This is a genomic window from Nostoc sp. MG11 (assembly GCF_014904695.1).
GTDB lineage: Bacteria > Cyanobacteriota > Cyanobacteriia > Cyanobacteriales > Nostocaceae > Komarekiella.
Map to the genome: position 1 here is coordinate 77,034 of NZ_JACXXN010000021.1, position 25,849 is coordinate 102,882.

Sequence of the window (25,849 nt, forward strand, 5' to 3'; positions counted from 1 at the left end):
GAGCTTACTGCAAATTCAGCCTGATTTTTGAAATTCTCAAGATTTTTAACACAGACTATTTTTGCAGCATCTTCACATACCCAGTAGTTCATCTAGCTGTAAAGTCGGCAAGTCGGGAGGAATCACAGTCCGCACTATTGTGACTTTGTGACTCTCCTGTTGAGTTACCATATCTAGAGCGATCGCCTCTAAGCGAATTTCTAAACAGCCAAAGGGAATATTTAATTTAGTCATTACTTCCAGCCCTCCCAAGGAGTTAGGCAGCAAATTTGTCAGCAAATGGGGGCCGTCTAGTAACCAGCGAGTTTGGTAATCCTCAACCCATAACTTAACAACAACTTGCGGGGGTACATCAGGCATTTCTACGCGCACTGTTATGGACTTACCAGCAATCAGTTCGCCACCTGGCACATACAACTGTGGAATTGGCAAAGGCTCAATAATCGCCGCAGTCATAGGCAAAGAACGGGATAAATTTAACAGTGGTTGCGCCTCTTGTTCAGAGAGGTGGTTACTTATCACATCGGCTGGTAATTCATAATATGTATCATCTATAACAATTTCTTGCGCCAACCAAGCTGACGGTGTCTTAATAAGAGAAGAAGGCGGTAATTGTGGTAATGGATGCTGTAAAAATGTAGTTTCTGATACATTTTCTGTTTCTGCGTCTCCCTGTGTCTCCATCTCCTCTACTTCCACCAAGTTTGTGTCTGCCTTTGTCTGCGTTTCAGAATCTAAATTTAATGACAAGTTGGCATCAACAGTTACAGTTTCAGCACTTAGCGAAACCAGCGTCTCTTGGGCTGGAACATAGGTATCGTCTTGGTATTGCAAATTGATAGATTCAGGTGAATACCCTTGACTTTGCATCCACTTTTTGATCAGGGGCGACGAGTGGGAGTTAGCCGCAGTGATGGATTCTGCGCTAGAAAAGGTTACTTCGGCAATAGATTCATCGAGGAATTCTGCACTTGACGGGGCTGATACTTCTGGAACTGCAACAGATTCATCCTGGAATTGGATATCGTCTGTCACTAATTCAGGTGTATTTTTATCCTCTGCTACAGTTGTGTCCAACTGCGGAAAGTCCTCAGCAGCTTGAAATTCCCATGTATCTGGTACATTGTTATTTACTTCTTCTTTGTTATCTGGCAAAGCTTTTAGCCGTCTCAAGTATGGAAAAGTTGGGTTGAGCATTGGCATTCGACGATGCTTGATAACCAACTGCTCCAGATTGATAGCAGCTATCGTGGTGTCCTTCTCCACAGGTTCTTCCTGTGTAGGGAGTTCTGCAACAATAGCAGTGACAGTGAGCGCCGAAGTCATTGCGGCAGTTTGGCTAGGAGGCAACTTTGGTAATTGAGGCGAGTGCTCAGTTGCGGAATTCTTGAGTATAGATGCTCGTAAAGCGGCTTCCCGCAAAACTCGCGGGTTAATTCGCGGTGGCAGGGGTTTATTTGGAGATGGATTAAATATTTGAGACTGTTCTGTTTTTGGGGCTTTGACCAGATTGAAAAGTTCCAAATCGAGGCTGACAGATGCCTCTGGCTCTGTGAAGGCAGCAGGCGGTATTGATAATGCGCTAGATTCTGACACTTCTGGTGTACTGGGCTTTGCTACTGCTGTCATTGCCAGTAATTCTGTTACATCCGCTGTAATTGTGAAGGACTGGCTGGCTAACCGCATGACTTCACCAGTATCAGTAAATCCACCATACAAACAGATATCTGCCAAAATCAGCTTAGATTCACAGTCAGCAGGAACATCAATTGAGGTGTTGATAGTAAAGGGCAACACTTGATCGGGTAAGGATTGCCGTACCTGAGTCAGGATTTCCGACTCTAGAGGCGATCGCAGTTCAATTCCTAATTCGAGCGCACATAGGCTCTTTAGGGATAATGTTTCAGCTAAATCTAAATCTGTCTTTTCCTTTAGTTCAACGTGCCCACTGACTATGAGAGCTTGCCCCCAACGGGCAATATAAGTTTCTTGGTCTAAAGTTAGTGATAATGGTGGCGGTGGTTGGGTTGTTACAGAATCCGTCACCGTTTCATCTTCCAGCAAGGGTTCAGAAGCAGGTAGAGCTAATTCTATCAAGTTTTGTAAAATCTGTTCTGCCGTCTCACCTTTAAGCCAGACAGGGCTGACAGGCTGATCGATTTCTTTAGTTTCATCTAATAGAGCAGTGGTAGCAGAACTGCTGTCTACAACAGTTCCCAGTTCTGTGGGAATGCCAATGGCATCATCTAAGGTAATTGCGGTTTCTGCCGGAGCAGTAGATACCAAGTTACTACCAGAAATAGTATCTGGGTAATCAGGAACTAATGGTTCCCAGGTAGACTTGTGTAGTGTAGCCTCTCGTTTATTAGTCGAGTTGGTAGGTAACGGAGTAATGCAGTCATACTTAGAATTTGATTCTGCATTTTCCCCTTTTCCCCCCCTCTCCCCCTCGATTTTCTGGGGTAAGACTTGCAGGAGAACCCTGTATTGCCAGGATTTACCCAGTAGATCCGACATCAAATCGCCAGAGCAGCGCAACTCCCAGACTCCCGGATTGAAGTAGGTAAATGGAATTACCGCCATTAAACCTTCAGAGTTAGTGCGACGCGATCGCCTAAAAATTCGCCGCTTTGGTGGAACTTGTTGGGTTGAAGAGTGAGAAACCCGCACTTCCACATCTGTATTAGGAAGGTTAGAACGAGCCAAAACTCTATATTCACCTTCCAAAATTTCTACATTTGGCGATTCCAGGGTATGCCAGGAGCGATCGCCCTGTTTCTGTATCAGAAATTGCCAGTGTTCCATTATAAGTTATGCCCAGACCGAAGAGCCGCTGAGTAATATTTTGCATTACCTTGCTTGCAAGTTTACCTCAGCAATTTATAATTGCATCACTTAATTATGATGCTTTGATTCAAACACTGGCAAAACTGACTTGAGTGTAGCAAGTCAAGGTTTCAGAACACTTTTACTTACCTAACTTCTCGCACTTTACCTGGGCGCGTAAAGCCAATTTCAATGCGTCGCCATTTCGCATCTGAATCAATGCAACGCCATTTTGTGAGTTTCTCCCCTCAATTCGTTCGGGAAATTGATATTAACTCAAATCGTCAGAACACAAGATAGCGATTTTGATAGTAAGTCAAAATTTCATTGACGCGTTGCCGACTTTCTAAACCAGAGTTGGCTGTCCAAGAAATCCACAAGCCACCAATTTGACTTTGATTGTAATCAAACTCTTGGGATAACTGAGGAATCAAATCCACTTCTACCCCTTCTACTTGACGCAAATGAACTGCTATCTCTCTATAAACTGCTAAAGGCAAACCAGCAAATTCAATTTTTTCCTTATTCTCCATCTTAAATAAAACTCCAGCAGTAACAAGATTTTAAAGCGGCATTGCCATCGAAACAGAATTATTACTAGCAGATGCAGCTGATGGCGTTGAGTTGGCAGGGCTTTCCCCTACCATTTTGGCAACCTCAATACCATATTGTTCTAGAATCACGACAGGGTTATAGCCGTCATTCATTTCAATACGTTTAATCAGCACACCGTTTGCCAATCGCTGTCCCGCCTGCACATAACGACTTGTCGGCTCATTAGGTACTTTAATAATTGCCTGGGGTTCTCTACCAATTAGAACTACACCAGTCACAAGAACTGCCTTTGCCAATTGAGGTTGTGCTGGTGGTGGTAACACAGATACTAGAGTAGGGTTAGAAACAACTTGAGGTAAAACTTTAGGTAGAACCGAAGTCAAGCTAGCACTAGGTCTTTTTGCTATTTGTGCAGAAGAGATTTGATTTTTTTGTTGATTTAAAGCTGTGCTACTTACTGGAAGTTTTCGTCCTACTATCGATGCAGTAGGTAAGCGAGGCAACACAGGCACAGGTCTTGCAGCTTTATTGTAGGGCATTGTGGAAACTGTCTGTCCAGCAATTTGGGCAAACGGGTCAGTTCGCCCTTTTGATACTACGACTACTCGCTCTGTGGCATTAGTCGGCTGAATCAGGTTAAGAGTTGCAGAAGCAACTTGTGAAACCCGTTTGGTAGGCACTACTGGATTCTTAAAAGATTGAATTGCTGGTTGCGACTTTGCTGCCGTTTGGGGAATTGGTGTAGAATTAATCGCTTGTTGTGTATCTTCAGAAGCACATCCAGCGATCGCCAAAGTTAAAATGGCTGCAACTGCAATTTTGGAATTTTTGCCCATGAGTTTTTCTCAAAAGCCATTAAAAAATTTACTAGTGGAAAGCAACATGCCTAAAATTAGTATCAAAGGCGAAGTCTGTTCCTTTATAACCTAATTTTTTGCATTTCAAGGGTTATTTTTAGCACTACTGACCCAGCGTAACTGCGGTTTGAGTTTGTTTGCAGTTAATCCTCTGTTACACCCATGAGGTGTTTCATCAAATCTAGGCCTTTCTTGACTCTACGGGAAACCGTTACTACACTAATTCCCAAATGTTCTGCTACTTGTTTTTGTGTCAAATCTTGTAAAAAGACACATTCTAATACTTCGCGGGTGCGTTTTTCGAGTTGCAGCAGTGCTTGTTGTAGGCGAAGTTGATCTTCTTGTGCCAGTTGAAAGCTGCGGTAGTGAGGATCTGGAACCAATTCTCCCAGGCAAGTAGCACCTTCTTCTCCATCCTGGATTGGTACATCTAAACTCAAAGGGGCACGATTAACCCATGCTAATTTAATTTCTTGCCATTCGTTTGGAGAAATTTCCAGTGCTGCTGCTAATTCTGAATCGGTAGGTTGGCGATTGTATTTTTCACGCAAAGAACGTGAAACTCCTATTGCCTGCTGTTGTAGTGCTAACCACCGCCGAGGGATTCGTACGGTGACACCTTTGTCTCGGAGATAGTGTTGAATTTCACCCCGAATATAAGGAATGGCATAGGAACTGAATGCATGCCCCTTAGCAATTTCAAATCTTTCAATAGCTCGAATTAAACCTAAACAACCAACCTGGAGCAAATCCTCATAGCTTTCATGACATTGATTTAGCCAGTAGTGAGCTTCTTTTCTCACAAGTCCAAAATTTAGTTTAACTAGTTGATTGCGAACATTTTCTGACCGAGATTGCTGATACTCTCGCAACAACTGCCAAATTTCATGTTTCAGTTCATTGGTGACTGTGGTAGGCATAGCACCATTTTTATTTAGTAAATAAATAGTCAATTTCTAGTTTTTAAACTCAGCTTTGATTGCACGATACAAATAAAATATCGTACTAAATGTCTTCGCAAATCCTATGGCATATAAAAGAGTTTCTGTAAAATAAATGCCATAATTGAATTGACATTGAGCAAAATTTAAATGGACGAAACTGGTATTTATATTTGGTATGTTATGTAGTTTTTTTAAACCACATAGAAACAAAATATAAAATTAGTTACTAAATATCAAACCGAGATTGTACTTAATTTGATTAATTAATTATGAAATTAACTTATAAATACAAAATTATATTATTCAGAACTTTGTTGGATGACTAAAAGTTGCATTCACTGTAAAATTACGTATTTGCTCAAATGATATTCATCCAATCTTTAGAAAATACTGATACAAAGCGGAAATATTTATGTGTATTCACTTAAGTCAATAAAAAAAGGGCAAGATGCCCCTTGTTGTACTTCAATTCGTAGCCATTTAGTAAAAGAACCGCCTATTACCCCGAAAAAACCTATCCATTAGCCACATTTTTTTACAATCTTGTAACCCTTGTTTTATAAGGCTCTCAAGGATGACTTACATTTTCTCGCTATTTTGAAAAATCAGACCTGGTTATTCTAGACAAAAACTCAATTTTATTGAGAATTAGACACGAAGATATAAAGGTTTGATTATTGATGAGCGTAGACACAAAGACAATTCCGAGAGATGGCTTACTGCGCTCAGAACTTCGGGAGTGGCTTGTCATCAGACATAGCGATCGCAAATGTTAATAAAGATCTGGGTAATGGATAGCTTTTCAGGGAAGTAAAAGAATTAAGTTTTGTGATGAAACCTGATGCTTACAGAATTGTAATTCTGTGCCAGTCGGTTGCACTACTCAAGAGGATTTAGCCACGAGTCGGTTCAACTCGACCATAGAATAAACCGCGAATCTTGACTTCTTTTGGTTCGCCAGCACCTAAATCGGTATCAGATGGCTGTTCGCTCTCAAAAGTACCAGCAATTTCACCACTAGAACTATCGATTTTAGCTATTTGCAGAGAAATTTTGCCATCAAGAATTTCAGCACGTTTGACGTTAGTGCGGGTGAGTTCTTCATCATCCGCTTGGGCGGGGAGAGCTACGGCATTATCGTAGCCACTAACAACACCGCGACCTTTGGGATCTAGAAAGGCAGCACCACGATAGGAAGGAACTTTGAAAGTACCTTCAAAGTCCGTGGAGGTATTAATACTGGTCAAATTGGGTTGTGTTTGAGCAACCAAGTTTTTGATGGTGAACAGGAAAGGTACTCGCTCACCACCAGGAAGTTGCACAGTGATAGCTTGGAAGTCAAGACCGTCAGTTTCCACAAAGGTCAAGCTATTATCTGAGTTAATTTTCAGGTCGCCTTGCACCTGGTCAATAGTGGAAGTGTATCTGGTCAACAATTTGCCAGCAACAAATTCTGCTTCTTGGCGTTTATTAGCAGGTTCCTCTTTCACAAAGAAACTAGTTGGTTCCAAGCAAAGTTCTTTGATGGCATAGGACTGGCTAGCATCAAGGGGAATGGAACCACGACTTGTTTCTGCTAATTGGGGGCATTTGTTAGCTAAGCCAGTGCCTCGAATTTGTTCGTAAGTAAGCACATCCCTACCACTACTAGTAGAAGAACCATCACTACAAGCAGTTAGTAGCCCCAGGCACAAAGCCAAGAATCCAACAATTAAAGCGCGATACCTCATGATCAACCTCAATTTCAAAAATTAATACTAAGTTGTAAAACTGTTTTGGATGTGTGTCCCTAGGGGAGCAAAAACTAGCAGTTTCACTGTTGGTGGCATTTAGTTAGAGTTGGGCACGTGGATGAGCAAGCTCCGACACAGAGCGGCATAAGTGCTTGCCTCTAAAAGCGCAAACAGAGGTGTCTGCTTCACGCTTGGCTCTTGCTCGTGGCAAAAGCTGTGTCGCCCTCATTCTGTATTATGTATGTGTTGCCACTACATACAACCCATTGTTTGATGGGTAAATCAGCCAGATCATACGATTTTTTTTAACTCAAAATCAAAGCACTCCAGTCTTAAGTAAGAACGCTGCGATCGCATCTAGCTCATTTGGAGGGTTTACTAAACATCATCGCTCCCTTTTAGAAGCGATCGCAATTGCCTTTTAACTTCGATACAGACCTGACTATACTCAGCCTCTAATAAGACAGTACAACGATGGTGAACTAAAATATCAAGCAACGTGAGTCGAGAAAAATCTCTCTAGAACTCTCTATAAGCTTGCTGAAGGTTCATCTTCTGGGTTCTTTTAGGACTTATACAGGTCGTTAACAAAGCAAGGGCTTGAGCAGAGTTTTGAGGGTAGAGTGTAAAAGATTGGAAAAACACTATATCCTCCACCCAGTTTCAAAAGATAATTCTGATGCGTCAGTCATGTCCTTGGTATAAAGTGACAAACAGAAAATTAACAATCTCTTGTAAATTTGAGTTGACTTCATTTACACGGAAAGGGTGGCATGAGCAACGACAAAAGTTTTGAATCAGGAAAATTGTCCTGTAATGTGCAAGCGATCGCAACTGTGGTACATGAAGCGGCTCAGAGTTGTCAAGGAGATACTGTAGCTCTTTTGGCTTTGCTGCGGCAGTTGGAGCAGTTACACCGAGAGATTAGGGATGGGGCTTTTCAAAAGAGTTTGCCTGATAACCGTCGGCAACTCTACTCACTACTGAAAGATATTGAGTCTGAGGGGGGCTGGCCCTATATTGAGCGCATGAAACTACAGGCATTTTTAGCGAATTTTCCCCAAGAAGCAACTGAGGAAAACAGTGATCTCAAAAACAGTGATGATGTATTGATTAGCGATCGCTCCTTTGAGTGGTAAGCTCGAAATAAATTTCGAGATTTAAATTAACAACTCTGAGCGCCTCATCAGCCGCTAAACTGATAGCGATTGCTTGTTGAGGCTTCAGGACTTAGCTATGGAGTCAAAATTAATACATACCCAAGCAACGGAGTCTAATTTAAAAATTGCGGGTAATGTCATCACACAAAAAGCGATCATGCTCTTCTACATTGCGATTGTGTTTCAGGTAATTACCTACCAAGTTGCAACTTTGAACAAGCAGGTCATCAAGATCTAAATTCCACATAATTATGGTGTTGTCATCACTAGCTGATGCCAGTGTTTGACCATCAGGGCTAAAGCTAACGCTTAATACAGGAGCGCGATGCCCGTTAAGAATTTTAATTAATTCACCTTCACGGCTCCAAAGTTTGACTGTGCTGTCCCAATTGGCGGCAGCAAGCAGTTCCCCATTGGGACTGAAAGTAACACCATTGACGCTATCGCTATATCCCTTTAACAAAGTTTTTAACAACGTACCATCTCTTTCCCACAACCTAACTGTGTTATCCCAGCTAGCAGAAGCTAGCAACTGGTCAGTAGGACTAAAGCTCACACCTAATACCCAACTGTCATGGGGCGAAAAAGTTTTAATCAAAGTACCGTCCCGCCGCCAAAGTTTGACTGTTTGGTCATCACTAGCTGAGGCTATAACTTGACCATCGGGACTGAAATTCACGCTATTCACCCGCGCCTCATGCCCTACCAAGGTTTTTAGCAAGCGACCATCACGGTTCCAAAGTTTCACTGTCTTATCCAGGCTAGCTGATGCCAAAAGTTGACCATCTGGGCTGAAGTTGACGCCCGTCACGCCATCGCTATGTCCTTGAAGAGTCTTAATTAAAGTACCGTCACGCCACCAAAGTTTCACAGTTTTGTCATAGCTACCTGAAGCCAGTATTTTTCTAGTTGTGTTAAAAGCGACACTAGTAACTCTATCTGTGTGTCCCACTAGAGTTTTATAGAGTCGGGTTTTAACCTCGCCGCTAATAGTATCTCTTTGCCAGAGTTTCACCGTGCGATCGCGACTACCAGAAGCCAACATCTGACCATCGGGACTCCAGGCGACGCTCAAAACTCGATCCTGATGTCCCTTGAGAGTTGGTAGTTTTGGGATATCCAGACTCCACAGTTTCATGCTTTTGTCATGACTTCCTGATGCCAGTAATTTGTTATCTGGGCTAAAAGCTACGCTGACAACAGCATCGTTGTGTCCTTTGAAAGTTTTGAGTAATGTGCCAGTGATACTCCACAGGTTGATCGTATTGTCTTCACTTGCGGAAACTAACTTTTCACTATCAGAACTGAAGCTTAGGCTCCAAACCGTACTGGTATGTTGCTGCAAGGTTTTATAGGTACGAAAGTCCCAATTATCTTTACTACTGTACTCCCGCCGCCAAAGTTTCACTGTTTTGTCTCGACCTGTAGACGCTAGTAGCTCACCATTAGGGCTAAAAGTGACAAAGGTCACATTCTGCTGATGCCCTTGCAAAGTTCTGACCAAGCTACCGTCCCGTCGCCAAATTTTCACTGTCTTGTCTTCACTGGCTGAGGCAATGAATTGACTGTCAGGACTAAAGCTTACCCAGTTAACCCACCCTTTATGTCCCTTGAGTGTTTTGACTAAGCTACCGTCCGAGCGCCAGAGTTTGATGGTTTTATCCTTACTACCAGTAGCTAGTAACTCCCCATCAGGACTAAAACTGACGCTATAAACCCAATCTCCTTGTCCTGACAAGGTTTTGAATGGCTGTGGGTTAAATTCGCCTGTAATTGGGTTTTTGCGCCAGATTTGTACAGTCTTGTCGAGGCTGGCTGAAGCTAATCTTTGACCATCTGGGCTGAAGCTGACGCTAGTAACAGCATCGGTATGACCTTTGAGAGTTTGGAGTAAAGTGCCATCAGGATGCCATAATTTCACCGTCTGATCTCGACTGCCTGATGCCAATAACTTACCATCAGGGCTGAAAATTACACCCCAAACTGTATCTGTATGTCCTTCTAAGCGATTTACCTCCGTTAGTCCGTAAACTGCCTGTTGGAGGGCTGTCACCACTCGCATTCGAGTTTCTGGTTGAACTTTGTTTGTTTGTTTAAGTCTTCTCCAAGCTCGTAAACTTTCTAACAAAGCATCAAATTCCTTATTAGAAGCAAACAGAGCTTCACTGGCCGCGGCGATCGCACTAATTTTAAAGTTGGTTTCACTGTGTTCAGCTCGGAGAGTTTGGCTAATTGCTGCTCTTTTTTGTAAGTCAGCTTGCCACCATAATGTCGCTATTGCCCCCCCCATCATTGCTAAAACTGCCCCTGCTATCCGTGCTTCTCGTAGTCGTCGTTGTAATACTAAATTGAGTTGTTCTTGACTTAGTTTTTGGGCTACTTCGGCTTTTATTTTTTCAATTTTTACTTTTTCTAATTCGGCAACCATACCATAGTTGTTTTTTTGGCGAATTGGTTCAACTAGATAATCGTGAACTAGCTGGTAGCGATCGCCTAACTCTTCTCGTACTCGCAACACTAATCCTGAACCAACCAAAATTTCTAAAATCAATTCCCATGCTAGTTCAAAGTTTGATATTTTATCACTATGACTGTTGTTTCCTAATGTACTTACTAAATCCGCTTTAGTTTTTAGTGGTCGTGTACCCTTTTCATCAGTTAACTCAAATAATAATTTCCAACTGAACTCTTCGTTTTCTTGACCACAGTCTTTGATCACTTCTTCAAGCCAGCGTTTTACTAGTTTTATCGAGCCGCCGCAAAGCTTATATTGTTTAAGTGTGGTAATATTTTCTGCTTGCAGCTGAGCGCCGACTATTTGTAATTCAATTGGATGTACTTCGTCTAGTTCTCCTGCTAAATCCTTTACCAATTGATTAATTAATTCATCGCTTAATTCATAATGCGAACGTTGAGTAAGGCTGTGAATTATAGTTATTGCATCTTGGCTAGAAAATTTACCTAGATAATAGCGAATATCTTTATCAAGAATGTTTTTATTAATGACTCCTAAATCATTTAAACCACTACTATATTCTTTATTTAAACGCTCAAATTCTAATAAATAATGTAAATAATCTTCTCTTAACGAAAGAATGATTTTTACAAATGGAATGTTTAAACATTCACTAAAAAATTTATAAAATTGGATTCTTTCTACTGGAGAACTTCTAATAAAGAAAAATTCTTCAAATTGGTCAAATATAATAACTATTGTATGATTATGCTCAACTAACAAACGAATTTTTTCAATAATTATAGTTGCTGTATTTTCTATATTATTAAAAATTTCAATATATGATAGTGCATTGTTAATACTGCTGCCCAGCGCTGTAATCCAATCAGTATAAACAGATAAAACAATGGGTATAGGAATGCGCTCACCAATGATTTTTCCCTTCAAAGCTGGTACTAAACCAGCTTTGATAACTGAACTTTTACCAACACCTGATGGCCCATGAATTACTGTGAGTTTGTAGTCAGCACGAGTAATTCTTGCAATCAAGCGATTGACATCTTGCTGTCGTCCAGAAGCAGATATTTCCTGGGCAACTTCTTCAGGAATAAAGGATATTTGTTGTGGCTCTAAAACTGGATTAATTCTGTAGTGTTGAGGTTGCAATTGACTGGCTCCAATGAAAGCACGAAAGCCATATTGATGTTCTATTTGAATTTTTTCTTGCTTGAGGCTAAAGGCTTCTGTATAATTACGACGCTCACAAAAGTAGAGCGATCGCAGCTCCTCTAAAATCTCCAAGTAAAGTGACGGCTCATGTTGTAGCTCACATACTACTTTCGCCCATTCAAGATTGTTAATGGCTTCCTCCCACTCACCTAAATGTCGCTGTGTACGTGCTAACAACAAAAGGTACCAACTTTCCTGCTGCCGTGAAACTTCTGTTGCTGTTTCTGATATAGAAAGTGCCGTATTGGCTAATTCATGAGCTAGTACCCAATTTGATTCAGAAGCCGCTACATATGCTAAAAAGCCATAATCTTGAGCAACTTGCGCTGAAGTTCCGTAAGTCTTATGCAGTAGTAATGATTTTTGAGCTAATTCTTTTAAGTCTTCCCAAGCTTCTAAGCGTTGCATACTTTCACAAGCAGGCAAAATAAATTTAGCAACTAAATCTTCTCTTTGTGTTTCCTCTAATACATCCAAGCATTGTTTAAACCATAAAAGAGCATTTTGCCAATAAATACTGTTAGCATTATGATGTAAATCTGCCATTCGGCGATAACATAGCCCTAGGTGAAATAATACTATTGCTTTCCACAGTAAATATGAGGAGAAGAAAGAAGAAGATAAAAGTAATTGTTCACTTACTTTCCCGACTTTTATGCTTTTACTTTCTCCTACTCTCCTAGCTTCCTGCTGCCACAAAGCCAAGCTTCTTTGATAATGAGCTAAAGCACCATTAATTTGATCATTGGCGTATTTATCTCGCCCCAATACAACTTCTAAACTAGCTTCTAATCCTGGTTCTAAGTTGACACCATATAAGCGCAGCAAATCATTACGAGCTGATTCTATTTCATGCCGATGCTGAGATTTAGGATCTAAATCTAGAGAAGCATTGGATAAAAATCTTTCGGCACCTGCGTCTAAAACTTTGGCAAAGAGAGATTCTGTTTCTTGGCGAATCAAAGTAATTAAATCTGATTTTGTCATTTCAAATTTAATGGTGGTTGCAGCCCAGCTTTTAAAATCGGGTGCTAATCTGGAAAGCAATGATGCTGCTTCATCTTGTAACCATAACACCAGTGGAAAGTGAAATGTTGTGGCATAAATATCTCGTGCTTGGTTAATACTGGTAAGTAAGTCGTCAAGGTCGATAATTGACTCTAGACCAAAAATCATTACAGCTGATGGCAAAGAATCTGTAGCAACTACAGGATTGTCCAGGAATAATTCTGTAGCTATTGTGCTGTGTAAAGAGCTAGTTGATGAATTGACAACGATTTCACGTAAATTGATATCTTGAGTTATAGAGCGGAGATGTTCTAACATTTGCTCTCGTAATTGCCTATAGTTACACCGGACTAAAATCAGAGCAAATTGACCTTTAGAAAGCGCGATCGCTCGCATCAGCCTTTGCAGAGCATCTTGATTATCATTGGCGATCGCGCCTGTGAGTTGCCACTTTGTCATAACTAAACATCAAGCTAGAAAGGAAGAAAAAAAACCACATCAAAAAGAGGTTACGAGCCTTTTAAGTTTCTGATTTCGGCTCATACACTATGCATATCTATATGCCTGAAGATGCCCTACAGTCGTCTCCACTCTAATTCAAAATTTATAATGATCAGAAATTCAAAATTAAAGATTGTCTGAATTTTGAATTTCAAATTTTTAAGGCTTTGACCTAGCTACTTATTTTGTTGCCAAGCAAGGACTTTTTCTGTTTCTGCCAATGCTGGACTGATGCCAAACCAGCGCCCCAGAGGATCGCGATATTCAAACAGATACATACTTCGCAGTAAGCTTTGATAATCAGACTCGCCTTTAACCCTTTGCTGCTGCACTACTTCAAACAGTAATTCCCACTGGTATTCATCAATCGCCAATAGTAAATCATCGCGATAGTCCTTAATCACGGCTTCTAAACAATTCCTAGAAAAAGGTGGATCTTGCCGTTGCAAGCAGCTATAAAGTAAACCTAATAAATTACGAATGTGACCACCACTAACGCGACATAGACGATCCAGGGTTTCGGAATGATCAAATAATTCTGTGATGATTAACATCCTTCCATTCCAGGAAACTTCTGGGAAAGCTCTTGCTAAGACTAATTGGCGCAATAGTGACATTCCTGGTTCGTAGTCACTACCATCTCTTTGCCGCACTAATACCATCGGCAATACTTTGGGCGCAATACCTCCCCCAAGGCGATTTTTCAGTGTCTCGTACTCATTAGAGAAAATTAACGCTAAAGGAATTGTGTAAACCAAGTGACATTTGAGTCGGCGTAACTGTTCGCCTCGATCAATGAAAAGATACTCTGGTTGCGATCGCCCGGATGCAACAGGGCGCATATCCACTCGATCTAAGTTATCTACAATCACTACTAATCCTTTTTGACCTCGCAGCTTTAACTGTTCGACAGCCTTTTCTAATACCTCTTCGTTAATCGCTTGTAAAATACTATTGGTACGTGGTTCTAGATATTGCCTCAGTTGATTACGTAACTGAGCGCTATCTTTAGTTTTAGCGGTAATTTTGGCAATACCCAAGGACAACTCTGCTTGTGCTGAGAGCTCTATGGGGCTTTGTAAAAAATCGCCAACTTCTTTAAACAAATTGGTAAAATAACTAGGCTTGAGTTTGATGCCAATCCCTTCTAAACTGACACTGACTTGACGGGCTACACTCAACAAAATATCGCTGACATCAATATCTGCCATGTCCAAGTCTTGACTAGACTCAAAATAAACTACATGAAATTTCGCTAACTCCAGTTCTGCCTTCAAGCGTTGCAACTCTGTTGATTTGCCACAGCCAATGTGACCTGTAAATAACTGGCAGGTTGGCTCATCGGGAGAAATACGGGTAATAGTCCGTTGTAATTCTTCAACAATCTTGCAACCACGTACATCAGCAAAATCAATGTAGTACTGCCGATCTATCACGTCACTTATGTTTAAGGTATAACTTGGATTACAAGCCTTGTAAAAACGTGACAGATTTAGTGTCGTTCTCATGTATGTAGAGGTATGTGTAGAGGTGTATGCAGATGCAGTTTAATTCGTATTTTTTATACAAATAATCTCTAGCCGAAATGTAGGTACGCGACTAACCTGCAATTTGGTGGTATTTTGCAGGGGACAGCACTCACGGCAGAACCACTGCCAGTAACTAACTGTCAGTAGTGTGGTAGAGATTAATTGACCCTAATAACATTAAGCATATGTGTCCTTTTTACAGCTAATGTTGAGGTTTTAACAACCTTTAGCTTTTGCTTGACTGACGATAACCTTTATGGTTTTGTTAATCAGTAAGAAAAAACTACTAGAAGGTGTAAGTCTCAGTTTTTATAGCTGATAAGGTAGGACTGGTATTAATTCTAGCAAGGTACTCAGAAATTAGTACAGTGTAAATACCATTTCACATAATGTTTGTCAAGAAAAATCTTCACATTACAGCCTCCCTCTTTAACTACTGTAAGCTAGTTAAAAACATACATACAGATTATGTTAAATTTGTCAATTACTGCTTTATGGCTTTTTTAGCAGGTATTAGCTGTCACACCACAGTAAAGAGGCTACAGTTGGTTAAAAGTGGACACAGAAAACTTAAACAAGAAAAATTACTGGCGTCACAAGACCTTTTGTAGTTACTGTAGAGTGTTACTAAATGTAAAAAAATCCTGGGATTAAAGTGGCTAATATATGCCCACAGGGTTTACTACACTTAATTGATGATACGAGCGCATTAAGGAATTGAACTGAAACCAGAAAGGGGTTTGAATGGCTGGCATAGTATCAGTTTCCCGCACGGATTTAGCACAGCGCCGCAAGAAGTTACGTCGACAGCGGCAGATGAAAATTCTTCAGGCTATTTGGCGAACCTTTGCCATAAGTGGACTAGCGGGTGGATTGCTGTGGGTGGCAATCCAACCAATATGGGTGCTAAATGCTCCCAAACAAATAGTAATGAAATCAGGCAATCAATTATTGTCCGATGATGCAATGAAGTCACTGCTGGTGTTATCCTATCCCCAGTCTTTGTGGCGGATTAAACCGTCTGCGATCGCCGACTCTTTGAAGCAACAACCAACTATTGCACAAGCAACAGTTAGCCGTCGTCTGTTTCCACCTGGATTAAACATCGAAATCCAGGAACGAATACCTGTAGCGATTGCTCAAAAACGCATAGATCAACACAACACTACTAACAAAAAAGTGACTGTAGGCTTGCTAGATGCCAGTGGGGTTTGGATGCCCTTAGAAAAATACAAATCACTGAATCCTACCAGTAAATTGCCCACTCTCCAGGTTATTGGTTTGCCAGAACAATATAGTTCTTACTGGACTCAACTTTATCAAGCTGTCAGCCAAAGCTCCGTGAAGGTGATAGAAATTGATTGCGAAGATCCAACGAATTTAATTTTGAAAACAGAATTAGGAAAAGTGCATCTTGGTGTTCCAAGTATCCAGTTACCTGAACAAATCAGGTTACTCGCTCAAATGCGCCATTTACCATCAAAACTCAATTCGAGCCAAATAGAGTATATTGATCTGAAAAATCCCGAATCTCCGTTGGTACAAGTGAACCACAAAAAACCGAAAATTGACTCCCAAAATCCTTAGCTCTAAATAATGTGATTCATATATCAAGCGCTCCTAGTAAATCAATAAGTTTTATGCTGATAAAGATATTTATTATTTTGAGTTTTCCAGCAACCTGCGAAAAAATGGGCATTAATTTCTAATTAAGATGAGAGGAGCAATCATCAAACCTCTTCTGAGAGCAAATTCTGAGAGCAAAGACCTTGAATTGTTATCCTAACATCTAGTGATAGGGTACAAGATGTTAGACAATCTGATGGTGGCATCTGGTGTACAAAATACCTTTTGTCTGTATGGTCTTCAACTGAAACCAACGCGTCAACACAAAATACGTAAGTTTTTCATTAAAGTCTGACTCACAAGCAAAGGACACTAGTAAGAACAACTTATGCTACTAAATTTGTATAGAACCCAAGATGTTCTAACTTTGCTGAGTTGAGAGCATTTCCAAAGACGGTTTACCAAAGTTCCTAACCGTAACGAGAAACACTGCTATAAGTTCTGTCAGCGTTGCTTTTGGTGAGTCAGTTTGGATTTCTTTATGCTGTGCTTCCTATTGGGTTGCGAAGCATCTCTGAAACTCTTGGTTTGTTGACGGCACTGGTTAGAGTTCTCGTAAGATAAAATATTGCTCCAACAAAGTGTCCATTAAAACCAACCAAACAACAAATCAATCAGCTATAGTCTGACAAGCAAATTCTTCTTTACCCTTACCGGAAGAATAAGTAAGTAAAAGGCAAATATTGTGTCTTAAGTTGCAATCATACCCAATTGTGAAACTGATTAACAATATTATTATGGCAAGCAAGACGCACCTTGGCGCGACTTTACAAGTCATACCATCCGCAGATAATTTTGAGTGCGAGGTTGGTTTTATCATGATTACGTGTATACGTAATCACGTAAAATTATTCTCAGTAATCAATTTCAAACGAAGACAGAATTGCTCCCAACCGTATTTTTCTTTCTTATTTGATTACATTTTATACAATTTATACAGTGTGGTTGTGGTAACTAACCAAAAAATAACTGAGATTGAAAACTGTAAAATTAATGACCAACTTAAATCATTAACGCAAATAAAGGGAGGACATTGGAAATGCCAAAGAGATACTGAAAGAGATTGCCAACATAGGAGGGCAGAGATTAATGTCTGGTTGAGGTTATACAGATCAATTTTAAGTAAATATAGGTATACTTCTCTAGAATCATCTGTGCGATCTGCTGCATTGAAGGCTTATTCCATAGCAAATTTTTGCAGTGCCAATCCTGTTAGGGTTGTAAGTAGCGAGAACAATAAAGAACAGTGCCACAATCTATGGCACTGTCAAACTATAGTTGACTCTTAGGTGAATAACACCTAAAAAAGTCGTTTATCTACCTTTCTGAATGCAATGACACTTGATAATAACCAAGGACTTACCTATAAAAACTCCCAATCTGCGGGACAGCCAGGGTTTTCTCTGGCAGTTAACTCGACGAATCCCTTTAATAACTCTGGGCTGAACTTTGGACAAAATCACGATAGTAAGAAGATTTCTTCTGAAAACAGCCGAATTGGCGAGATTGTTCCAGGTCGGGTTGCCAACATCAAAGTCATTGGTGTGGGTGGCGGCGGTGGTAATGCCGTAAATCGCATGATCGAGTCTGATGTCTCTGGGGTGGAGTTTTGGTCAATTAATACTGATGCCCAAGCTTTAACTTTGGCAGGTGCTCCTAGTCGATTGCAAATTGGACAAAAACTGACGCGAGGTTTAGGAGCAGGTGGTAATCCTGCCATTGGTCAAAAAGCAGCTGAGGAATCACGGGACGAAATTGCAACGGCTTTAGAAGGTGCAGACTTAGTATTTATCACTGCTGGCATGGGGGGTGGTACTGGAACAGGTGCAGCTCCGATTGTGGCAGAGGTAGCTAAAGAAATGGGCGCTCTCACTGTTGGCGTAGTTACACGTCCATTTGTATTTGAGGGACGCCGCCGTACAAGCCAAGCAGAACAAGGTATTGAAGGACTAAAAAGTAGAGTAGATACGCTGATCATTATCCCCAACAACAAGCTGCTGGAAGTGATCCCTGAGCAAACACCTGTGCAAGAAGCTTTTCGCTATGCAGATGATGTGCTACGTCAAGGGGTACAAGGAATTTCTGATATCATTACGATCCCCGGCTTGGTAAACGTTGACTTTGCCGATGTCCGAGCTGTGATGGCAGATGCAGGTTCCGCATTGATGGGGATTGGTGTTAGCTCTGGAAAATCCAGAGCCAGAGAAGCGGCGATCGCTGCTATTTCCTCACCTTTACTAGAATGTTCTATTGAAGGAGCCAGAGGAGTCGTCTTTAATATTACTGGCGGTACTGATCTAACCCTGCATGAAGTGAATGCTGCTGCGGAAGCAATTTATGAAGTGGTTGATCCCAACGCTAATATTATTTTTGGCGCAGTGATTGATGATAGACTCCAGGGTGAAGTAAGAATTACTGTAATTGCCACTGGATTTACAGGTGAAGTACAAGCTGTACCACAACAAAATGTGGCTAACGCCAGGGTAGTAACCCCAACTCAAAAGCGACCAACACCGCAACAGCCACCCACAGTTAATCCTCCAACCCCAATTCCAGAACCAAAAGAAAAACCTGGATTGGATATACCTGATTTCTTGCGAAACCGAAATAAGCCAAGAAATTAAATGATTTTGGATTTGAGATTTTAGATTAAATTTACAGTCTCAATCCAGGCTGAGGGCTGTATAAAATCTATTATTGCTAGGGTTTGAGCAGAGTTATCCCTGATCCTAATTGGTGACGGTACTCCTCGATGCTACCCATAGAGCGAATAAACTGGGGCAGGAGTCTGCTGACTCTTATGTCCTGTTATGCTTTTGGAGAAAAGCGGGAAGACTTACCCGACTAAACGGTTGTGATCGCGCTACATCTACCCTCGCGATCCATTGTCCTATGGCTGCCTCTGCTCGGAATAGATGCGGGTTCGTAATCAACTGTTCTCTGGCTTTGCTGGAGTTTGAACACATAATCATTTTTCACCTGCTTGGGCTGAATCTCAGCACTAGATACTGCTGTAATTTTTGAGTCAACGCAAATGACTATCATATTCTTGAGCTAACTGTAAAAGCCTATAGACAGGTAAGCGGCTTTCCGTAAGGTAGAACACCAAGAAAAAAGCGAAGGTCAATATAAATTATTTCGGTTTTTTGGTTTGTAAAGTCTGTTCAACCCATTGAATTACTTGATGACCAAGGTGCGTGCTATCGAGTCGGTCAATCTCGCGAATTCCAGTGGGACTAGTAACATTGACTTCAGTCAGGTAGCCACCGATAACGTCAATACCCACAAAAATTAAGCCGTCTTGGCGTAAGCGCTCATTGATTTGAGCACAGATTTCATGCTCTCTTGAAGTAATTTGGGTTGAAGCGACTGTGCCACCAGCTGCCATATTATTGCGAAAATCAGTACCACTAGAAAGCCGATTGAGCGAACCAATTGGTTCACCATTGAGCAGAATAATTCGCTTGTCTCCTTCTTTTGCCTCTGGTAGATAGGTTTGTACCATTACTGGCACTCGGCCTTGGAGAGTACTGAGTTCGACAATGGAATTGAAGTTGCGATCGCCTGATTGCAAAAATAAAATCCCTTCCCCAGCTTTATTACCCAGTGGTTTGAGAACTGTTGCCCCTTTTGCTTCCACAAATTGCTGGATAAGCTGTTTATCGGCACTAACAATTGTTTCTGGAATTGCTTTGGTAAACTGAAGGGCATACATTTTTTCGTTTGCCCCCCGGATGCCACTGGGGCTGTTAATCAACAGGGTTTTGTTTTGGTCAATGTAATCCAGAATATATGTGGCATATAGATAGGAATCATTGACAGGTGGATCTGTCCGCATAAATACGGCGTCCATTGTGTCTAAAGAACTTAAGGAGCGAGTGCTCAACTTACACCAAGGATTTGCTGCTAACCAGCGTCCTTCTATCAACTCTACTGGTACAAGTTCCACTCGATGTAAGACAGCCCAGGCTTTGCCTTCCACCACACTCAGCATATTTGCCTGAGTCACCCAAACTTCGTGTCCGAGAATTTGCGCTGCTTCCATAAGGGCAACGCTGGTATCATGACACGGGTCAAGCTGATGAATGGGATCAATTATAAAAGCTAGTTTCACGCTTTCTACCTACCTCAATCACCAGGAAATTTAATAGTTATTCAATTTAGATTATCTCTTGATGATCTCACTAATTGACGTACATGTGTACTGCTGAAGATGACCATTTAGTTTCCCAGGTAATGTTTTGTTGTCCAGGCATAGTTTTTGTAGAAAAAACCGGGTAGATACACAGCACCTTGCCCTTGGTGCAATACCTTCTCAACCTACACAATATTGCTGGAAGCTAGTAATTCATCAAGTTTGCCTTGACGATCTAAAGCATGGATGTCATCACAACCACCAACATGTTCATCGTTGATGAAAATTTGTGGTAGAGAACGTCTTCCATTTGCCCTTTGAGCCATTTTGTTTCTTGCCGCCTCATCTCCATCAATACTGTATTCGAAAAATTCGACTCCCTTGTTATTCAGCAAACTTTTAGCACGGATACAAAACGGGCAAGTTCTCCAAGTGTAAATTTCTACTTTTGCAGTCATAAAGCGCTCAACTTAATTTAGTACTTCTTAATTTTAGAACGTTGCCAGCTATTGCTAGTGGCAACGTTCTATTTTGCTAAAACTGTATATAAAATTTTTTATGTATTAACCGAGCTAATAAATGTAGCTATTAACTTAACTTGTTTATTTTATAAAGTAAGTATACTTTCTGATTAAGTAGTGCTAGGACGAAGGGCTTACTTAAAAAAATAATTACTACTATCTAGCTAATGGGGGAAGAAGTACCTTTGTGCTTCTCCACCCAAACTGAATTAGCAGTGTTGCTGACTGCTATGGAGACTGTTTGCTTTTTTGGTGAGTCTCAAAACACCTACAGCAAATAAGCCAAGAGCCACAGCTGTACTAGGCTCAGGTACTTTTTTAGGTGGTGGTGGTGGTGGGGTGTAGTAAGGAGCTTGTCCTTTAAGTTTGCTACTTCCTTCTCGACTACTTCCAGAACCTACGCTCATTAAACGTACTCCGAAGTTCTGTTCAGAAAATTGAGCCAGGGTTAGAGCTTGTGAACTGTGGGATAGGGTAAATGTAGTTGATTGAATGTCGCCTTTTCCTTTCCCTATACCTTCTTGACCAATTTCTACCGCAGCATCAAAGGAACCGCCACCACCGTTTAGATTGTTACTACCGCTGCCGACAGAGTTAATTGTCCCAGCAGGGCCAAATTTGCTGGCTGTTATATCTGTACCTACTACTTGGAGACCACTGAGAAGCGAATCATTCAAAATATTGAAGAAAACGCCTCGTATGTCAGCAATTGTGTTGGTGCCAGTCGATAAAAAGTCCACTTTGAACCGAACTTTGCCTGCTCCTGCTATTTCGTCATCCAAGGTAAACTTCACCTGAGTGTCATAACCTGTGAATTCGTTGATAGTGAAATTTATAGAAGCTGCATTAGCAGGGGAAAAGGTAGAAAGTGATATTACAACAGCAGTAGCAGCCAAAACGCCGGGCAATACAGAAGTTGAAAAGGGGTTTTTCATGTTGAATAGTACTTACGAAACAGAAAGTTGAGACTCAATTGGTAAAGATGGGAATTTGATAAATTGCTATCCATCTAACTGATATTAAAAGCACCTTACAAATAGGCCTTACATTACACTAATCTAGGCATCCAAGGGTGAGTTGTCTATAATACAGACTCTATATTCAAAAACACTTTATTTTTAACTTCACATCAGGAAAAAACCCAGTATTTCTACTGGGTCTTAAAGTGTTAAAAAATCAAAACTAAGTTCTATATTTACCCACCGTCCACGGCATATTGAATTAGCTGAGCAAGACGCTGGCGTAGGGTTTCTAATCCCAAGCGCTGACTTGCAGAAATAAATACCGCTAGAGGAAACTCTTCCCTAGCTAAAGCTAATGTCTCGCTACTTGCTTGATCAATCTTATTAAAAGTAACCAGTGCTGGGCCGGGGGTCACTGGCATTTGCGCTAGGATTTCCCTAACTGCGCGAATATGACTCAACCAAGCAGGATGAGATAAATCAACCAAATGCAGTAGAGCATCGGCTTCTGTGACTTCCTCCAAAGTAGCGCGGAAGGCATCCATTAAAGATGTAGGCAGTTCGTGTATGAACCCTACCGTATCTGTGATCAGAATTTCTTGAGGTTCATCTGTTTCGCCATGAGGAATTACTAAGCGACGCGTGGTGGGATCGAGAGTAGCAAATAACTGATCGGCTGTGTAAACTTCAGCATTAGTGAGAGCATTGAGCAAGGTAGACTTGCCCGCGTTAGTATAACCAACCAAAGCAACTGAGGGAACTTCTCGATGCTGCCGTCGCTGCCGTAACCGCGAACGATGTGCTTGCAATTGGTTGACTTCTTTTTGCAGTCGGGAAATGCGCTGTTGAATGGCACGTCGTTCTGTTTCTAGTTTGGTTTCACCAGGTCCACGAGTCCCAATACCACCACCCAACCTAGACATTGTACGACCTCTACCAGCAAGTCGCGGCTGCATGTATTCTAACTGTGCTAGTTCTACTTGTAATTTACCAGCACGGGACTGAGCGCGTTGGGCAAATATATCCAGAATTACTTCAGTGCGGTCAACCACCCTGATACCAATTTGCATTTCTAAGTTGCGGACTTGGGAGGGTGAGAGGTCGCGGTCAAAGACTACTAGATTAACGCCCAGGATTTGGGCAGTTAAGGCAATTTCTTGTACTTTACCTTCGCCAACTACTGTCTGGGGATGAATGCGCGATCGCTTTTGTTGTACTGTTTGTAATACATCTCCACCAGCAGTATCCACTAACCGTGCTAATTCTGCTAAGGTGTCCTGAAATCGTTGTGGACTTATCTCACTGGTCATCAGCCCCACAATTAGCACGCGATCGTGATCAGCGTCCACTTCCTGAGCGACAAATTCCCGCTGGAATTCCGCTTCCAGATTTTCCACTAAGTCTATTAAATCTTGCTCTGCTAGATCATCCAAGCTCAGAGGCGGCGATATATTCCAACTTGGGGGTTGGACTTGGCTCTGCTCTACTTTGGATGCGGCAGGACTAGTCACCAGAGTGCGAGACTCTTGGGGTGTCAGATGAGCCAGATAAGCTTCTTTGACGTACCCAGTAGCGCCACCTCCCCGCCGTGTAAATCCTGTGCCGGTAATGTTTAGAACAACCAAAGCATCTAAACGTTGCAGTGCCATAGCCGTCAGTGCCGCCTCATTAGGCGGTTCGGGCTTGAGATGGGTGGCGATACAACGAATACCGCTGAGCCGTTCTGCACCATAACGGGGCAATTCCAGCGGTGGGATTTGTGTTTGACGCGGTGTACCTACCCCAACACGAATCACTTGCCCGCGACGGTTGAGATAGGCACATACAGGTTGATTGACTTCTGTACTAATTGCTGCCAAACGCTGGGAAAACTCGGACGTGGTGATGCGATCGCCCGGTATGCGCTGGTGATACAGCCGCTGTAATTGCTTCAGCTGGCTGGATTTTAAACCTTGGAGATTTCCAAAGATAGTTTCTATAGGCGTTTATGACCAGTAAATGGCCCCCCAAATCCTTCTATATGTCTATTTTACAACAGTATTTAGGGTACAAACTCTCTCCTGTGAGGGATGGGATCTGGGAGAACAAATTTTAAGTGTCTATTTCACCAGCTTGTTGCAGTGCCAAATTTATCAGTAGCGATCGCCCTAATTCATATTTCTATTCTGCAACGCCAATATTTTTCTGTCTTGCGCAAGGGCGATCACGCTTAATTTCAGTTAGTATTGTCAATGGAAATGAGAAGGCGATCGCTAGATTAATCATTACATTCACAAGCATTAAAGACTCGCCAACGAGTATTAAAGACTCACTAACAAAGAAACTACAAGGAAATAGGAAAATTTGTACTCCCTTGTCTTTACAAAAGAGAAACTGGGGTTAAAGTATTTCGCCATCGTCTCACTGCTGTTTGCAATTCTCTAGCCAACCAGCCATCAAACTGTGGATAAATTGGCGATCGTGGCACTAATTCCCACCCAGCAGGTTGTAAAATTTCTCTCAATGCTTGCTCTTGAAGATGAGGATAATCAGGATTCACTTCATCTTTCGGCCCTATTCCGCCCAAGTCTCTCGCACCAGCTTCGATACAAGCAAGTAACCATTGCTCATCTTTAACTAAATTCGGTGGAATTTGAATAGTAATATCTGGCGGTAAAATCTGACGTGCTTTGGTAATTAATTCTGGTAGTTGATGGGGGTCAAAGGGAGGTGCGTCAAAGGTTTGTTGATTTCCTGGACTGTGAGGTTGCAGGATCACTTCTTGAATATGATGGTAACTTTGATGCAAATCAGATATGGCCGCCAATGTTTCCCACCAATCATCCTCAGTTTCCCCAATTCCCAACAGTAGCCCAGTTGTAAAGGGAATCCGCAACTCTCCCGCCCATTGTAATTGTTGCAACCTTACTGCTGATAATTTACTCGGTGCGTGCCGATGAACAGTATTTAACAATTTTGGTGTTAATTGCTCCAACATTAATCCCATAGAAACATTCACACACTTCAGCTTTCGCATTTCCTCAAAACTCAGTGGGCCTGCATTGGTGTGCGGTAAGAACTCCATCGAAAGTGCTAATTCACACAAATCATAAATCCGCTGAAACCACGCCTGACGCCTTAGTGAATAGGGATGTACTTCACCACTGAGTATAAGGATTTCACAGATGTTTTGGCTTTGAAGCTGTTTTAAGATGCTTTCTGCTGCTGAGAGGCTCATCCACGGACTTTTACCCGGTTCGGTGCGAAAGTTGCAGTACGTACAGCGATTAAAGCATTCATAAGTCGGAACTATTGTATAAGCAGGGCTATAGGTGACAATGCGGGAATAATCAATTGGCATAAAACAGGCTCTATCTCACTACGCCACAATCTCTACCTGAGTAAGGTTACGAAAACTGAGCCGATTCAAATTGTCATAACTAGATGACTGCAATTAAAGTTTATATTTTTTAAACTCATACTATCACTGCATTTGAGGCGATTTTATGCTTGTAAAGTAATACTTTAGAGCTTTCTATAAGCTTATTTACAGGGTTAATAGAAAAATTTATTTACAAAACACTTTACAAAATGCAATATTTTATTTAAGATAAATTACAGGTAGCAAAGCTTACCTAAACATTCATAAGCAAATTGTAATTATAAAACCATGACAGCAACCTTACAGCAGCGCTCCAGCGCCAACGTATGGGACAAATTCTGTGAGTGGATCACCAGCACCAACAACCGTTTATATATCGGTTGGTTCGGCGTTCTCATGATCCCCACCCTACTAGCAGCCACCACCTGCTTCATCATCGCCTTCAT

The 25,849-nt window shown here is 41.5% G+C and carries 16 protein-coding genes and 1 pseudogene; 4 read left to right on the forward strand and 13 right to left on the reverse strand.

The features are described 5' to 3' along the window. Window positions 1–72: 72 nt before the first annotated feature. The 5 genes from HCR01_RS24150 to HCR01_RS24170 all read right to left on the reverse strand — a co-directional run bounded on the left by HCR01_RS24150 (window position 73) and on the right by HCR01_RS24170 (window position 6,912). Complete coding sequence (locus tag HCR01_RS24150) at window positions 73–2,805, reverse strand: hypothetical protein (RefSeq protein ID WP_193198627.1); 2,733 nt, start codon at window positions 2,803–2,805, stop codon at window positions 73–75. A gap of 305 nt (window positions 2,806–3,110) precedes the next feature. Next, window positions 3,111–3,359 carry a hypothetical protein gene (locus HCR01_RS24155; RefSeq protein ID WP_193198628.1) on the reverse strand — a complete coding sequence of 83 codons (249 nt, stop codon included), beginning with the start codon at window positions 3,357–3,359 and terminating at the stop codon, window positions 3,111–3,113. A 30-nt stretch (window positions 3,360–3,389) separates the two neighbouring features. After that, on the reverse strand, window positions 3,390–4,217 hold the full coding sequence (locus HCR01_RS24160) for a hypothetical protein (protein ID WP_193198629.1): 828 nt from the start codon (window positions 4,215–4,217) through the stop codon (window positions 3,390–3,392). A gap of 164 nt (window positions 4,218–4,381) precedes the next feature. Further along, a complete protein-coding gene (locus tag HCR01_RS24165) occupies window positions 4,382–5,158 on the reverse strand; it encodes an RNA polymerase sigma factor SigF (protein ID WP_193198643.1) in 777 nt (258 codons plus the stop codon). A 917-nt stretch (window positions 5,159–6,075) separates the two neighbouring features. Further along, complete coding sequence (locus HCR01_RS24170; protein ID WP_193198630.1) at window positions 6,076–6,912, reverse strand: photosystem II manganese-stabilizing polypeptide; 837 nt, start codon at window positions 6,910–6,912, stop codon at window positions 6,076–6,078. A gap of 776 nt (window positions 6,913–7,688) precedes the next feature. Here HCR01_RS24170 and HCR01_RS24175 point away from each other — a divergent pair. After that, complete coding sequence (locus tag HCR01_RS24175) at window positions 7,689–8,054, forward strand: hypothetical protein (protein WP_193198631.1); 366 nt, start codon at window positions 7,689–7,691, stop codon at window positions 8,052–8,054. A gap of 139 nt (window positions 8,055–8,193) precedes the next feature. Here HCR01_RS24175 and HCR01_RS24180 read toward each other — a convergent pair whose 3' ends face one another. Both HCR01_RS24180 and HCR01_RS24185 read right to left on the reverse strand, forming a co-directional pair. Continuing rightward, window positions 8,194–13,227 (reverse strand): hypothetical protein, encoded by a 5,034-nt coding sequence (locus HCR01_RS24180; protein WP_193198632.1) that lies wholly within the window; start codon window positions 13,225–13,227, stop codon window positions 8,194–8,196. A gap of 218 nt (window positions 13,228–13,445) precedes the next feature. Then, complete coding sequence (locus HCR01_RS24185; protein ID WP_193198633.1) at window positions 13,446–14,777, reverse strand: P-loop NTPase fold protein; 1,332 nt, start codon at window positions 14,775–14,777, stop codon at window positions 13,446–13,448. A gap of 765 nt (window positions 14,778–15,542) precedes the next feature. Here HCR01_RS24185 and HCR01_RS24190 point away from each other — a divergent pair. After that, a complete protein-coding gene (locus HCR01_RS24190; protein WP_193198634.1) occupies window positions 15,543–16,385 on the forward strand; it encodes a cell division protein FtsQ/DivIB in 843 nt (280 codons plus the stop codon). A gap of 1,373 nt (window positions 16,386–17,758) precedes the next feature. Then, window positions 17,759–19,048 (forward strand): cell division protein FtsZ, encoded by a 1,290-nt coding sequence (gene ftsZ, locus HCR01_RS24195; protein WP_193198635.1) that lies wholly within the window; start codon window positions 17,759–17,761, stop codon window positions 19,046–19,048. 174 nt (window positions 19,049–19,222) lie between these two features. On the opposite strand, the gene HCR01_RS38995 is transcribed toward ftsZ, so the two are convergent. The 6 genes from HCR01_RS38995 to cofG all read right to left on the reverse strand — a co-directional run bounded on the left by HCR01_RS38995 (window position 19,223) and on the right by cofG (window position 25,382). Beyond that, window positions 19,223–19,396 carry a hypothetical protein gene (locus HCR01_RS38995; RefSeq protein WP_226889586.1) on the reverse strand — a complete coding sequence of 58 codons (174 nt, stop codon included), beginning with the start codon at window positions 19,394–19,396 and terminating at the stop codon, window positions 19,223–19,225. A gap of 161 nt (window positions 19,397–19,557) precedes the next feature. Further along, the gene (gene gshB / locus HCR01_RS24200; RefSeq protein WP_193198636.1) at window positions 19,558–20,538 is read right to left on the reverse strand and encodes a glutathione synthase; all 981 of its coding nucleotides are present in this window, start codon (window positions 20,536–20,538) and stop codon (window positions 19,558–19,560) included. 206 nt (window positions 20,539–20,744) lie between these two features. Further along, on the reverse strand, window positions 20,745–21,017 hold the full coding sequence (gene grxC / locus HCR01_RS24205; RefSeq protein ID WP_193198637.1) for a glutaredoxin 3: 273 nt from the start codon (window positions 21,015–21,017) through the stop codon (window positions 20,745–20,747). A 272-nt stretch (window positions 21,018–21,289) separates the two neighbouring features. Next, a complete protein-coding gene (locus tag HCR01_RS24210; protein ID WP_193198638.1) occupies window positions 21,290–22,015 on the reverse strand; it encodes a hypothetical protein in 726 nt (241 codons plus the stop codon). 260 nt (window positions 22,016–22,275) lie between these two features. Continuing rightward, a complete protein-coding gene (gene hflX, locus HCR01_RS24215) occupies window positions 22,276–24,021 on the reverse strand; it encodes a GTPase HflX (RefSeq protein ID WP_193198644.1) in 1,746 nt (581 codons plus the stop codon). A 380-nt stretch (window positions 24,022–24,401) separates the two neighbouring features. After that, on the reverse strand, window positions 24,402–25,382 hold the full coding sequence (cofG, locus tag HCR01_RS24220; protein ID WP_193198639.1) for a 7,8-didemethyl-8-hydroxy-5-deazariboflavin synthase subunit CofG: 981 nt from the start codon (window positions 25,380–25,382) through the stop codon (window positions 24,402–24,404). A gap of 309 nt (window positions 25,383–25,691) precedes the next feature. On the opposite strand from cofG, the pseudogene HCR01_RS24225 reads away from it, so the two are divergent. Continuing rightward, window positions 25,692–25,849 (forward strand): annotated as a pseudogene (locus tag HCR01_RS24225) (photosystem II q(b) protein); the annotation flags it as partial.

Excerpts from the sequence above, each read along its gene's own strand:
- HCR01_RS24190 (WP_193198634.1), top strand. The coding sequence starts at position 15,543 with ATGGCTGGCATAGTATCAGTTTCCCGCACGGATTTAGCACAGCGCCGC.
- HCR01_RS38995 (WP_226889586.1), bottom strand. The coding sequence starts at position 19,396 with ATGATTATGTGTTCAAACTCCAGCAAAGCCAGAGAACAGTTGATTACG.
- HCR01_RS24180 (WP_193198632.1), bottom strand. The coding sequence starts at position 13,227 with ATGACAAAGTGGCAACTCACAGGCGCGATCGCCAATGATAATCAAGAT.
- cofG (WP_193198639.1), bottom strand. The coding sequence starts at position 25,382 with ATGCCAATTGATTATTCCCGCATTGTCACCTATAGCCCTGCTTATACA.
- HCR01_RS24165 (WP_193198643.1), bottom strand. The coding sequence starts at position 5,158 with ATGCCTACCACAGTCACCAATGAACTGAAACATGAAATTTGGCAGTTG.
- HCR01_RS24155 (WP_193198628.1), bottom strand. The coding sequence starts at position 3,359 with ATGGAGAATAAGGAAAAAATTGAATTTGCTGGTTTGCCTTTAGCAGTT.
- ftsZ (WP_193198635.1), top strand. The coding sequence starts at position 17,759 with ATGACACTTGATAATAACCAAGGACTTACCTATAAAAACTCCCAATCT.
- HCR01_RS24170 (WP_193198630.1), bottom strand. The coding sequence starts at position 6,912 with ATGAGGTATCGCGCTTTAATTGTTGGATTCTTGGCTTTGTGCCTGGGG.
- HCR01_RS24210 (WP_193198638.1), bottom strand. The coding sequence starts at position 22,015 with ATGAAAAACCCCTTTTCAACTTCTGTATTGCCCGGCGTTTTGGCTGCT.
- grxC (WP_193198637.1), bottom strand. The coding sequence starts at position 21,017 with ATGACTGCAAAAGTAGAAATTTACACTTGGAGAACTTGCCCGTTTTGT.
- HCR01_RS24175 (WP_193198631.1), top strand. The coding sequence starts at position 7,689 with ATGAGCAACGACAAAAGTTTTGAATCAGGAAAATTGTCCTGTAATGTG.
- HCR01_RS24150 (WP_193198627.1), bottom strand. The coding sequence starts at position 2,805 with ATGGAACACTGGCAATTTCTGATACAGAAACAGGGCGATCGCTCCTGG.
- HCR01_RS24185 (WP_193198633.1), bottom strand. The coding sequence starts at position 14,777 with ATGAGAACGACACTAAATCTGTCACGTTTTTACAAGGCTTGTAATCCA.
- HCR01_RS24160 (WP_193198629.1), bottom strand. The coding sequence starts at position 4,217 with ATGGGCAAAAATTCCAAAATTGCAGTTGCAGCCATTTTAACTTTGGCG.